General features: G+C 58.8%; 12 protein-coding genes and 1 other RNA gene. 8 read left to right on the plus strand and 5 right to left on the minus strand.

All coding sequences use genetic code 11. The annotated features are described in order from the left end of the window. Positions 1-31 precede the first annotated feature (31 nt). Positions 32-268 (plus strand): hypothetical protein, encoded by a 237-nt coding sequence (locus CU048_10030; protein ID QBR71558.1) that lies wholly within the window; start codon positions 32-34, stop codon positions 266-268. A gap of 661 nt (positions 269-929) precedes the next feature. On the opposite strand, the gene CU048_10035 is transcribed toward CU048_10030, so the two are convergent. Beyond that, the gene (locus tag CU048_10035) at positions 930-2,930 is read right to left on the minus strand and encodes a helicase (GenBank protein QBR71559.1); all 2,001 of its coding nucleotides are present in this window, start codon (positions 2,928-2,930) and stop codon (positions 930-932) included. Between the two features lie 229 nt (positions 2,931-3,159). Here CU048_10035 and ssrS point away from each other — a divergent pair. The 3 genes from ssrS (at position 3,160) to CU048_10050 (ending at position 4,798) form a co-directional block, all read left to right on the plus strand. Continuing rightward, a non-coding RNA gene (gene ssrS / locus CU048_10040) (6S RNA) lies at positions 3,160-3,314 on the plus strand. Between the two features lie 21 nt (positions 3,315-3,335). Further along, entirely contained in the window at positions 3,336-3,920 is a 585-nt protein-coding gene (locus CU048_10045) for a 5-formyltetrahydrofolate cyclo-ligase (GenBank protein ID QBR71560.1), read from the plus strand. 35 nt (positions 3,921-3,955) lie between these two features. After that, the gene (locus CU048_10050) at positions 3,956-4,798 is read left to right on the plus strand and encodes a metallophosphoesterase (GenBank protein QBR71561.1); all 843 of its coding nucleotides are present in this window, start codon (positions 3,956-3,958) and stop codon (positions 4,796-4,798) included. A 3-nt stretch (positions 4,799-4,801) separates the two neighbouring features. On the opposite strand, the gene CU048_10055 is transcribed toward CU048_10050, so the two are convergent. Both CU048_10055 and CU048_10060 read right to left on the minus strand, forming a co-directional pair. Then, positions 4,802-5,674, minus strand: a complete 873-nt coding sequence (locus CU048_10055; protein ID QBR71562.1) for a hypothetical protein — start codon at positions 5,672-5,674, stop codon at positions 4,802-4,804. 183 nt (positions 5,675-5,857) lie between these two features. Further along, complete coding sequence (locus CU048_10060; protein QBR71563.1) at positions 5,858-6,550, minus strand: AraC family transcriptional regulator; 693 nt, start codon at positions 6,548-6,550, stop codon at positions 5,858-5,860. A 295-nt stretch (positions 6,551-6,845) separates the two neighbouring features. Here CU048_10060 and CU048_10065 point away from each other — a divergent pair, with 295 nt between their 5' ends. The 4 genes from CU048_10065 (at position 6,846) to CU048_10080 (ending at position 10,203) form a co-directional block, all read left to right on the plus strand. Then, complete coding sequence (locus CU048_10065; GenBank protein ID QBR71564.1) at positions 6,846-7,715, plus strand: diaminopimelate epimerase; 870 nt, start codon at positions 6,846-6,848, stop codon at positions 7,713-7,715. Further along, the gene (locus CU048_10070; GenBank protein QBR71565.1) at positions 7,712-8,989 is read left to right on the plus strand and encodes a tRNA (N(6)-L-threonylcarbamoyladenosine(37)-C(2))-methylthiotransferase MtaB; all 1,278 of its coding nucleotides are present in this window, start codon (positions 7,712-7,714) and stop codon (positions 8,987-8,989) included. The genes CU048_10065 and CU048_10070 overlap by 4 nt, the downstream gene beginning before the upstream one ends. Before the next feature lie 94 nt (positions 8,990-9,083). Beyond that, on the plus strand, positions 9,084-9,227 hold the full coding sequence (locus CU048_10075; protein ID QBR71566.1) for a histidine kinase: 144 nt from the start codon (positions 9,084-9,086) through the stop codon (positions 9,225-9,227). Between the two features lie 7 nt (positions 9,228-9,234). Next, positions 9,235-10,203, plus strand: coding sequence for a tyrosine recombinase (locus CU048_10080; GenBank protein ID QBR71567.1), 969 nt, complete (start codon positions 9,235-9,237; stop codon positions 10,201-10,203). On the opposite strand, the gene CU048_10085 is transcribed toward CU048_10080, so the two are convergent. Continuing rightward, positions 10,200-11,129 (minus strand): hypothetical protein, encoded by a 930-nt coding sequence (locus CU048_10085; protein QBR71568.1) that lies wholly within the window; start codon positions 11,127-11,129, stop codon positions 10,200-10,202. The genes CU048_10080 and CU048_10085 overlap by 4 nt on opposite strands. A gap of 142 nt (positions 11,130-11,271) precedes the next feature. Next, on the minus strand, positions 11,272-12,441 hold the full coding sequence (locus tag CU048_10090) for a hypothetical protein (GenBank protein QBR71569.1): 1,170 nt from the start codon (positions 12,439-12,441) through the stop codon (positions 11,272-11,274). Between the last annotated feature and the right edge of the window lie 90 nt (positions 12,442-12,531).

The raw sequence follows: 12,531 nt of genomic DNA on the forward strand, positions 1-12,531 counted from the left end.
GAGGCAAAGAATGCCTTATATTTAAGGGAGGATGTTCGCGATGAGAAAGATGATCGTTCTTGAATTTGCTGCCGTGGCATTAGGAGCGACGCTGGCTATTGGGCTCGGCACACACGCTCAAGCCGCGGTCCCCGCGAATTATTCCCAAGCGTGCACGGAAGTTGTCGCGCCAGTTGTCGCATCCAACGGCTTCGTGGAGAAAGCGCTTTATGCCCGTCGTGTGGTGCGCCGCACCGCTCGCCGGACTTCTCGCCGTCACAGCTACTGAGCGAAGACCAGCCGAATACGTGCCGTGGTCTGATCGTGTGTTTCACGGTGCTGGACTCTGCGCTTCGCCACCCAGCACACTGGTGTGCTGGGTGTGCCTAGCTCACGGCTGGCGCCATGGTGAAGCTTGACCGGTTATCCGAAATCCCGATCTCCTGCGTGTTTGAACGGGCCTGGATATCGAGCACCGGCTCGATATCCAATCAACGCGCGTGCGGCGGATCACTTAATCATCGCGGTTTCGCTCGGCGAGGCGGCGCTGCGGATCGAGCAGGTGGCGCAGGATCTGAACGCTGCCGGCCGCGAGTGAAGGTCGGCCGCACGCCCTAATCCATTCAATGCCCGCGAACGAAGTGTGTCCCAGTTTGAATTTCTGCTTTGCACCGTGAGCAGACGTTGCGCTCCGAATAGATAGGACGGCCTATGAATGACTGACTACCAGTTCTTCTATGACTTTCAGTTCGGCCTTCGTCTGCCCTATGATGTCGGCGGTGCATGCGACACAGAAAATCGGTCGCGTGGTGAATCCGTTTTTTAGCTTCGGGATCTGAAAGCAGGGATGCCCGGTTGCTACCTTTTCCGAGCACCGGTCACAATGCGTCGCCTTCCCACACGTATGTACAACCGGCACGCCAGTCGACATAGATAGAAGGGACGGCGTCTTACCCTTTGGCTTTGCCACTCAGCAGCCCCTTGTATCGACGCGTTAGTGCGTTGAGGACGTCTTCCAGATCAGCTTCGGCCGCTACAAATTCCTCTGTGGCCCACTCTTTTCGTGGCTTCGGATATCTCTTCTTGAGATCCTTGTTGATGAGCGTGACACAAGCTACGAAATTGTTTGTAGCAGCGACGCCCAGACTGATCAGGTCACGACCGCCTCGGTTGATACCAAGCCTGTTGATCAGGAGATTGGCCGCTCTGTTGACCTGCTCGTTTAGCCCCTTTTTCTTCGCCTCCCATTCTCGTTGGGGGAGAACTTGGAAAGGTTGCGCCGCCTTGGACGTTGTCCTTGTGCTTGACTTTGCGAGGACGATCGCCTCCGCCTGCTCAGGATCGAGGCCGAGGAGTTCGAGCCTCTCCCGAAGTTCCTTGATAATGTCTTCCTGTTCAGCTGAAGTGAACTGTTCCTCAATCAGCGAGTCTACGATCTCGTAATTCACCACGGCCGGTTCGGATAGCTTCATTCGTGCCTCGCCGCTCTTCACATCGGCAGGGGGCTCCGGCTCCTTTCCCCCAATCACGTCCTCCCAGAATTTCTGATCGTCGCTTTCAAACAACTTGAACTCGCGAAGCCTCTCATCGAGATTCATGCCGGCGTGCGTTACGACGTGCCCATAGTTATCCGGATGGCCCGGGCTATTCTGGACTACGGCCCGCAGAATTCGTCCGACGAACTGGATATAGGGTGCGAGTGTGCGGAACGGCCGGAAGATTGCGGCGACGCTGAGCTTGGGGTGATCGAAGCCTTCACCAAGCATTTGAACCTGCACAATACAGTCGAGTTCACCGCTCGTAAGGCGGCGCTTCACGTCGGCCTTCTTGTCCTCATCCATCTCGCTGGAAATAAGATCAGCGTTGAAGCCGCGCGCTTGGTACAACCGAACGATCGATCGAGCATGATTCACACTGCAGGCGACCGCGATTAGCTGATGGGCTGTTCCAGTCTCTCGCAGCTGTTCCAGTCTTTGCAGGCTATTATCCACGATAGTCTGGTTGCATGGCTCGGAAAGAGCAATGCCTCGACTGAACCAGTCTTTATCCTTCATGACCAAGACTTCGTCGAGCGTATACGTTTTTGTCTCGCCATGTGCGGTGAATTCAAGCTCGCTGGGCGCTGCGTAAGATGCAGTCACACGCTTGATATAGCCTTTGAAGGTCGCTTTCTTAAACGGATAGCGATAGACCTGATCGCCTTCGATCTCTTGAGCATCCCCCCGGAACGGTGTTGCGGTCATGTTGATGACACGAGCGGCACCGAAATGCTCCCGCACCTTCCGCCAGCTTTCCGCCGGCGAGTGATGCGCCTCATCGACGATGAGCATGTCGAAAAAATCGTTCGGGAACTGACGCAGCCACTTTTCTGGGTTAGTTGAGAGTTGTTGGACGTTCGAGACGACGAAATGCGACTTCTCGCAGACCGATAGATTCCCGGTGTCGAGCGTCGTAGCAAAAGGTCCGCCGATCATAGCGTCGTCCGTGAGAACGCCGCGTCTACGCCAGAAACATTTTTGCCGATTGGTGACATCCAGGGACTCGAACAATCCTTCCTTGATTGTGAGGTTGGGCGCGATCACCAGCACTCTTCCTTTCGCGATGCCAAAAGGCGCGATCGCCGCGATCCCGGACTTGCCACAACCGACCGGGATCTGGATGATGGCGGTCTGCTTGCCGGACTTAAAATATTCGTACAGCGCCCTATAGGCCTCTACTTGGGGCTCACGAAGTTGCATGTTCTCTTCGATATGAGCCGGCGTCTTCAGAAAGAATTGCTCAAGAGGAATATTCGAGCGAACCCATGCGTCCAAATCGCGCTTACTGAAAAGCCACTTGCTGCCAACTTTGTTGGACGGGAGCGTTCGCTCCCTTGCCAGGGCGTATAGCGCCGTTTTCCCAAGCTGCAGGTATCGCGCAGTTTCCTCGATCGTCATCCATTCTTCGGCCATGGCGCGTCCTTCCTTGCCGTTTTCTATCAAATGGCATTGGCTGATGCAAGTCTGTCGAACGGGCGGCCGTTCCTGGAACTCGGTAGGGCCGGGGAACGACGGCAAATGGCGCAAAGCGGCCGGTGAAAATCGAGTGCCGGACATCGCTTGGGTGATTCGCAGAAATTCAAACTGAGGCACGACGCGCGAAAAACTGGTATTTCTCCCCACCACCCCCTAGATTGAACAAGCGGAGCTGCGGGGTGCGTGTTGGATCAGCATTCCCGGGGCCTTATCGATCTCTAAGGGAGCTGTCCCTGGCCTTGCCCGTGGGCTTGGCCACACGGCGCCCACCTACGTTGTAGGTTCCCGGGATCGATATCCCACGGCCATCGCGGCCCCGCGCTTATTCCTTCCGGCTGGATTATGTCCCTCGCAGTTAAAAAAGCGTCCCTGCGCGCGAGGGCCCTCGCGCGGCGCGGCGAGACCACCGCCGAGACCGCGGCTGCCTTCGCCGCACGGCTGGCGGCGGAGGGCCTTGCCCTTGTTCAGCGTCTGCGACCCTTGATCGCCTCGGCCTATTTTCCGCTGGCAAATGAGCCCTCGACCTTGCCGCTTCTGAAAAATCTTGCCGCTGCCGGGGTCAAAACCGCTCTGCCGGTGACCGGCCGGCTCGGCACACCGCTGGTGTTCCGGCTGTGGCGGCCGGGAGACCCTACGCTGAAGGGCAAAATGGCGATCGAGGAGCCGCTGCCGACGGCCCCTGAAGTGGCGCCGGATCTCCTGTTTGTGCCGCTTGCGGCCTTCGACCGGACAGGCCAAAGGATCGGCTATGGCGCCGGCTTTTATGACCGCAGCCTGGCCCAGCTGCGGGCGAAAAAGACGATTTATGCCGTAGGTGTTGCCTATGCGAGCCAGGAAGTCCCGGAAGTTCCGCATGAAGCCCACGACGAAAGGCTCGATTACGTGCTAACGGAAAACGAGTTGATTGACTGCCGGGCTCAGCTTTAGAGCGTCGGGTCTGGCATTTCAGGATCGTTTTTCGCATGCGTCTTCTTTTCGTCGGCGACGTCGTCGGCCGTGCCGGCCGCGCCGTTCTCATGGAAGAATTGCCCAAATTGCGCCTCGCCTGGGGGCTCGACTGCGTGGTCGTCAATGGCGAAAACGCGGCCGGAGGTTTTGGAATCACCGAGACCATTTGTGCCGAGTTTGTCGCCGCGGGTGCCGATTGCGTAACTCTCGGCAATCATGCCTTCGACCAGCGCGAGGCGCTCGTCTTTATCGCGCGCCAGCCGCGCCTGATCCGGCCGCTCAACTATCCGCGCGGGACGCCGGGCAGCGGCGCCAATCTGATCGAGACCGCGACCGGCGCCCGTGTGCTCGTTATCAATCTGATGGGCCGCATCTTCATGGACGCGCTGGACGATCCCTTTGCGGCGATTGAGCGTGAATTATGCGCCTGCCCGCTTGGAGCCGGCTGCGATGCCTTGGTTGTCGATTTCCATGCCGAGGCGTCGAGCGAAAAACAGGCTTTCGCACATTTCGTCGATGGGCGAGTCTCCCTTGTCGCGGGAACCCACACGCATGTTCCCACTGCCGACTACCAGATCCTGCCGCAAGGCACCGCGTATGTGACCGACGCCGGAATGACCGGCGATTATGATTCGGTCATCGGCATGGAAAAAGAGGAGCCGATCCGGCGATTCACGACCAAGCTGCCGGCCTCGCGGTTCGAGCCGGCCTCCGGTACGGCGACCCTTTGCGGCCTCGCTGTCGAACTCGACGCCAGGGGTCTCGCGGTCAAGATCGCGCCCGTGCGGATCGGCGGCAGGCTGTCTCAGGCACGGCCGCAATTTTGGGACTCGGTTGAAAAAGTGCCGGTGCCGTGACGGCTACATGCGAGATGTAGTCTGGCCGTTCACAGCGCTTGCAAGAATAGCGGCCAGCGCTTTGTTGCCCGCGACCGTGGGGTGAACGCCATCCGTGGAATAAAGGGTTTCGCTCCACGTCGGCTCTTTCGCCACATCCACGCAGGTCAGCGCCTGTTGCCGGCAAATCTCCTGAATCGGAGCGATCACTGCTTGCCACCCCGCCGTGTTTCTAAGATTCTTGAGCATCGGATACATAAAGATCACGACCTTACGGTCTTTGGCGGCGTTCGAGACAAGCGTTCTGAAGCGCTCCAATTGGGCGGGGTCCGTCGTGCCGGTGACAGGCAATGAACCGAATTCGTTGACGAAGTGGCCAACCAGAGGACGCACGACATATTTGCCGAATGCGAAATTCGTCAAACTCCATCCTCTGCGGTCGGGAAAAACATAATAACCGGGCCAGGGATTCGGCGCCGAAAGGCCTCCGTCCATATATTCGATGATCAGAGCATCGGCGTTTTTCAGAACGTCCGGATTGCGATCGAGATAGACCATCTCGTTGACATTCGACCAGCCGCCCGCGGCCGCCGACCACACGGTGGTGCGACCGTCCAGATCCTTTTCCAAAAGGGGGCCGAGCTTATCGTCGTGATGGAAAGGATTGCCGCCGAGTACAATGCTATTGCCTATGAGCAATATGTCGGGATGCTTCTTGGGGTCCCAGTTGGACTTATTCCCCATGTGCCGATCATTAAAATACCATTCGTTGCGATTTAAGAAATTGCCCTGCTGATTGGCGGCCGGGATATATTTAATTTCATCGTCGCGGTCATAGATCGGGAAGGATCCATAACCGACATAGCGCAGTCCCAATTCCAGTAAGACCAAACTCATTGCAGCTGCACAAAATATAACCGTTGCAATAGATAAGCGGCGGCGAACCATTCCTCGCTCCGGCGAAAGACGAACCAATGCTGGCCTTAAAGCGCGCCGATCCATTCGGCGAGCCGTGCGCAAACGCACGACACGCAAGGATCGTTCCTAAATCACCGACTCGCCCCAGGATTTGGCCGACGTCTATTTGAGGAAAACGTAAATATCGGCTTCGAGGTTCGCGTCGTCGGGTTCTTTCGTATCGGTCAGATATTCCTCGATGAAGCGATTTTGCGATTCGAGGCCCTTTTCATCGAGGAACGCGGTGATGAGATCATAGGTCGAATCGATATCGTCATAAGCTCCGCGGTGCAGGAACTTGATCGCTTTGCCGGTGGGCGATTCTCCGATTTTCACGCCGTCGCTCAATTCGATTTTGCTGTCGGGCTTTTCGGTAAGCGGCACCATCGCCTCGAATTGGAAGCTCGTATCGTCGGTCGCCAAGAACAAGGCAAAGGGGCGCCCGGATGCGACGAGGTTGGCTTTCTTGACCGCGGCCTGCACCTTGTCGATTGCACTCATCACTGACTTGAAGCCATTCGCCCATTCCGCTTTTTCGTCGATCATGGCCACGGGCCGGGCGTTCATTTCAAGCGTCACGGCCGAGGCATCGTTCGGCACTCCGGGAGCGGCTTTTGACTCGGGTTCGGTGGGGGGAGCCGCGTCGGGTGCGCTTTTCCCGTCGGGCGCTGGCGCCGCTGGCGTGGAATGGTCGGCGGCCGGACCCTGACCGCGCGTTTGGGCAACAGACGGCGTCGGCTGCAGGACCAAAACCGTGAGAAGTAAGCCAAACAGAATTTCGGCGCCCAGCAAACGGGCGATGTTGCCAATCCTCATGTACCGCGCTCCAAAACTATGTTTCCGCGAGAGCCCAAACGATCTAGTCCGTCCGGCAGGAGACTACGCCAATCCTGGCATAATTTGGCCCACACCTGCGATAAAACTGGCCGGCAAGCAAAGTTTTTTCTATATCAGAGGGCGCAAGCGGGATGGCCGTGCCTTCCCGTTTCGTGAAACGGTTCGTCCGTGGAGCCTTGTCGCCGAGAGTAATTTTCCCCATTCTTTGGGGATGCGACGGGCAATTGCTTCGCAAACATGGTGGAAACCAAGCCGCAGATGATTGATTGAGCCCATGAGCGCCCTGGCGAATAGATCCGTCACGAAGATGAACGGAATAGGTAACGAGATCGTAATTCTCGATCTGCGCGGGAGCGGCCTGACTGTCAGCGGCGCCGAGGCGCGTGCGATCTGGCGGGGGAAAGGCCTCGCCTTCGATCAGCTTATGGTCCTGCACGAACCCCGCTCGAAAGGGACGGATGCGTTCATGACGATCTACAACCGCGACGGTTCGCAAGCCGAGGCATGCGGCAATGGCACGCGCTGCGTCGCCTTTGCCTTGACCCGTGAAACGACGCGGGAAAAACTTGTTCTTGAAACAGCCGCCGCGCGGCTCGAATGTCGGCGGATTGGCGAACGCATCTTTAGCGTTGACATGGGTCAACCGCGTTTGGCCTGGAATGAAATTCCATTGCGCGATCCCGTTCCCGATACGCGCAAAATAGAATTGCCGACACATGCAATCACTGCGACTTTGCCTTCGTTCGCAGCCGTCAACATGGGAAATCCGCATGCGATTTTTTGGGTCGACGACATCGAGCCCTATGATCTCGAAAAGCTCGGCCCCTTGCTTGAGACCCATCCGATTTTTCCCGAGCGCGCCAATATCTCCCTCGCCCATGTGACATCGCGCGAACGGATCGAACTCAAGGTTTGGGAACGCGGCGTCGGCTTGACCCTCGCCTGCGGATCGGCTGCCTGTGCGGCGCTGGTCGCCGCGGCGCGCCTTGGTCTTACGGAGCGTCATGCGACAGTCAGCCTGCCCGGCGGCGATCTCGATATTGAATGGCGGGAGACGGATGACCATGTCGTGATGGCCGGCCTGGTCGAGCTTGAATTCGAGGCGCGGCTCGATCCGGTTCTGTTCAAGGACATTGCGGCGTGACGCATTTTTGCCGGCCTCCGGACGACGTTGAAGTCGTGACCTTCGGCTGCCGGCTCAATCTTGTCGAGTCCGAAGCGATGCGACGCGCGGCGCTAGGCCAGGGGAAGCGTGGTGTCGTGATCGTCAACACCTGTGCGGTGACTGCGGAAGCCGAGAGGCAGGCGCGCCAGGCGATTCGCCGCATCAAGCGCGAGCGGCCGGCAGCCGAAATTGTCGTCACAGGTTGCGCCGCCCAAATCAACCCGGCCCTGTTCGCATCGATGCCGGAAGTATTTCGAGTCATCGGAAATAGCGAAAAGGCCGATCCGGCCATTTGGGCGGAAGCAGGTGAGGAAGTCCGGGTCGCTGTCTCGGACATTATGTCGGCGGAGGCGGCGCCAAAGGCGCTCACCGAAGGTGTCGAGGATCATACGCGCGCATTTCTGGCGGTGCAGACGGGTTGCGATCACCGTTGCAGCTTTTGCATCATCCCGTTCGGGCGCGGCCGTTCCCGCTCGGTCCCGGAGACGGAGGTTATCGACGCGGCGCGCCGGCTGACCGCAAACGGTTTTCGTGAGATCGTTTTGACCGGCGTCGATCTCACCTCCTATGGCATCGATCTCGAAGGCGCCCCGGCGCTCGGGCACCTCGTCCAGTCGATTTTGCGCGCGGTGCCAAGCCTTCAGCGGCTGCGGCTTTCCTCGATCGACTGTATCGAGGCGGATGCCGCGCTCATCGGGGCGTTCGCGGACGAGCCGCGTCTTATGCCCCATCTCCATCTCTCGCTCCAGGCCGGCGACGATCTGACCCTGAAGCGCATGAAGCGGCGTCATCGCCGTGCCGATGCGCTGCGGTTATGTGGTGAATTACGCCGGCTGCGGCCGGATATTGTTTTCGGTGCCGATCTGATCGCCGGATTTCCGACCGAGACCGAAGCGATGTTCCAAAATACGGTCGCGCTGGTCGATCAGTGCGGCCTAACCCATCTTCACGTTTTTCCATTTTCCGCCCGCGTCGGCACCGCGGCCGCGAAAATGCCTCCGGTCGCCCCGGAAGTTGTGAAGGAAAGGGCCAAGCGTCTGCGCGAGGCCGGGGATCTGGCGCTGCGCCGCCATCTCGACACGCAAATCGGCAAGCTCTTGCCGGTGCTGACGGAGAGGGGCGGCATGGCCAGGACGGAGGATTTCACGCGGGTGAGGCTGAAAGACCAGCCGCCCTCCCGTATCATCGCGGCCCGGATGACGGGCAACGACGGCACGGCGCTCATTGGCATGCCATGCCATCTGCCGGGCTGATTATTCTTCTCAACAAACCGCCCCAAACGGCCACGCCGCGCTTGCCTCCCGCGAGTCCTTGCCCGATAACAGTGGAGCGCAAACGGAGATTCGCGTGCCATCACTCATTCGGTTTTTTGTCATCGTCGGCATCCTGGCAGGAATCGTCTACGGGTGCATGGTCGCACTCGTGACCTTTGTCGAACCGCAGCCGCGCGAGATGAGCCAATCGGTTCCTGCGGCGCGGCTGAACAAATAGGGCCTCCATGCCTGGGAAGCGAAAGCCTCTTCCCCTGATCGAAGCCTTTCTCGACATGATCGCGGCCGAACGCGGCGCGGCCAAAAATACAATCGAATCCTACGCCCGCGACCTCGCCGATTATGCAGCCGGATTGACGCTCGCGGGAAAGACGCCGCTGAATGCCGCGACCGGCGATATTCGCGCCTATCTTTCCGGTCTGGTGGACCGTGGCCTAAAACCGGCTTCGAGCGCTCGCAAACTGTCCTCGATCCGTCAGTTTCATCGCTTCCTCGTCACAGAAGGTCGCCGTTCCGACGATCCGGCGCTGATCATCGAAGCTCCCCGGCGCGGCCGAAATCTCCCAAAAATCCTATCCATTGCCGAGGTGAGTCATCTGCTTGCGGTTTCAAAGGAAGGGCTCGACGCCGCGTCGCGCCCCAATACCGATAGGCTGCGGGCGCTGCGGACGGCGTGTCTGTTGGAACTTCTTTATGCGACGGGTTTGCGGGTTTCCGAACTCGTGGCACTCCCGGCGAGCGCCGCGCAAACCAAGGAGCCTTTCATCCATATTCGCGGCAAGGGAGGCCGGGAGAGACTTGTGCCGCTTTCGGCTCAGGCGCGGGACGCGATGCTTGCCTATCGCGCCGCGTTGAACAAAAGGCCGAATCCCGCGACAGGCCCTTGGCTGTTTCCGGCCGATAGCACAAGCGGACATCTGACGCGCCAGGCTTTCGCCCGCGATCTGAAGATCTGTGCCGCCGCGGCTGGGATCGCGGCCGCGCGGGTTAGCCCGCATGTATTGCGCCATGCCTTTGCCAGCCATCTCTTGCAAAATGGCGCGGATTTGCGGGTCGTTCAGGAATTGCTCGGCCACGCCGATATTTCGACGACGCAAATTTATACGCATGTGCTCGACGAGCGGATAAAATCGATGGTCCGCGATCTCCATCCAATGAATGGCGATGGGGAGTTCGAAAAGGGCCCGCGCGTTTAGTGCAAATTTTGATTTTCTGTCGCCGACTCGCTCACACTGACCATGGCGACGGGGATCCGCAAGCCCAGCCAAGGGAGGGGCGCGACCGTGCCCTTGGCCCGAAGGGGCGTCACCAATCCCTGCAGGCCGGGGTGATGGGGCCCTCCTCTGATCCAGAATTCTCCTCCCGCGCCGTTTTGCGCATCAAGCGGACCGATGCAAGAAGCAATGAGCCCTTGCACCGTATCCGAGCCGTCGGCGCAGGCAAGGTAACCGTCTTTGACGGTGAGGCCACGTCCGGAGTCGAGTGTCGCGCGTGCCGCCGCATTCGCAAACAATACTCTTGCCCCCGCGTCGACCAGCAGGACGCCGCGGTCGAGATTTTCGAGCCGGTTCGGCGCGGTGTCGAGATCGAGATTGAGATCGAGCATCCTGAACTGGTAATGGATGCGGGCCGCGCGACCGATGTGGTGCGCAGCAGCCTCGAAGATGCGCCTTTGTTCATGGGTGATCTGATCGTCGCGAGGGGAATTGGCGACGCATATCAACGCGGAGACGCCATCATCCACCCGCAAATTTACGCCAAGCATGGCTAGCCCGAACTCGGCGGGCTTGAACCATTCATTGAATACGGGAGTCGTAGCAAACTCGGTGCGCGAAACGAGGCTATCGAGGGAATAGATTTCGCCGACAGGCTTGGTCGTGGTCAGCATCCAAAGCGGATTGTGGAACGCCCAATATTGTCGGTAGCTGGCTTGAAACTCGGGATCGGTACGCGGTGTGATCGAGTCGAAGATCTGGGCCCGAAAGTCCAAACTCGCGATGCCGATCTGTGCCGCCTTCATCACATCGGTGAGCTTCGTCAGCGCAACCGACCAGAGGCGATCATCAAGCGCAGCCTCATAAATCAAGCCGATTAAAGATATGAGTTCGTCCTGATTGACCATTTGACAGCCTCGCCGACATGGCGCTGGTGGGCCAGCAAAACAATGCTCGGCCTTTGGCGCTAAACACGCAAGAAAGAATTGGCCACTTGCCGCCTATTTTACCTATGCGTCGGTAAGGTAGCGCTTGGGGCGCGTCCAAGCTTCAGCCGCGATAGGGCCCGAACGGTTCGCTCCCTAATTTCCGCGCTTCGGAAACGTCCAGTAAAAGACGCACGAGTTCGGCTTGCCGATGGGTTCCGGTTTTTTCGAAAATGCTCGAAAGGTGAGTCCTCGCCGTGGCGCCGGTGATCCCGCGCCGTCGCGCCGCAGCGCCTCTGCCATCGCCTTTCACAATCTCCGCCGCCAGCCGGGATTCGGCGGCTGTCAGACCGAAACGACGCTGCAAATTGGTTTCCAATTGGCGCCGTTCGCAGTCGGGGTCGTTCACCGTAACAATGGCGACCGGCGCAGAAAGGCCAAGCCAGGAAACTTCGGATAGACGCTGATTGGATCGCAACGGCGCGACGCTTACCTGAAGCGGCGAACAAGGGAAGGCGCGCTCGACACTGAACTCGCCACCGGGAGCCTTATATTTGAGGGAGGCTTCCACGCAGGACGCGATGAGCGTTTGCAAAATGTCCGAATCGCCAATGTTGGTAAGGCGCCCCTTTCGGAGAACGATGCCGTCCTCCGCATCGAGCATTGCCTTCGCTGTAGAATTCAGAAACACAACTCTAGCCCAGGCGTCGACCAGAAAAGCACTTTTCTGCAAAGTGTCCAATCGCTCAAGCGCGGCTGTTTTATTCAGTTCAAGGCCCCAGAGCCGGCCACGGATTTTAATGGCCCGGATGATGTGGCGGAGCGCGGTCGCGAATAATTGGGTCTGTCTTTCCGTCATCTGATCTATGGCTGGCGCGTTGGTCACGCAGATCAATGCCGAAAGATTATCCTCCATGATGAGGTTGGCGGCCGTCGCAGCGAGCCCATATTCGGCGCGGCGCCACCACTCATTGAAAATTGGTGTAGCCGAGAACTCTTCGCGCCGCATGAGACTGTCGAGCGAGAAGGGCTTGCCGACCGGATGGAGCGCGGTGTGGCGCCAAAGCGGGCAATTAAACGCCCAGTATTCCTTATAGAGGGTTATGAGAGCTGGATCGGTGCGCGGCGCGACTGCCGACACGATGCTGTCCCGCTTGTCCACCGACGTGATGGCAACTTGCGACGCATCCATGGCGTCGGCAAGGGTCGTCAGAACTTTGGGCCAAACATCCCCATCATGGATCGTCTCGTAGATCGAATCGATGAGCGCAATGAAATCATCATCCCCACTCATGGCGCAGCGTCACCCGTTCGACGTCGATGCTGTAGCGTCAAGGCGCATAAGCTCCTGCAATTGCCGCAGTGACAAACCTTCGATGTCCCA

Source organism: Beijerinckiaceae bacterium, from assembly GCA_004564215.1.
Lineage (GTDB): Bacteria > Pseudomonadota > Alphaproteobacteria > Rhizobiales > Beijerinckiaceae > Methylocapsa.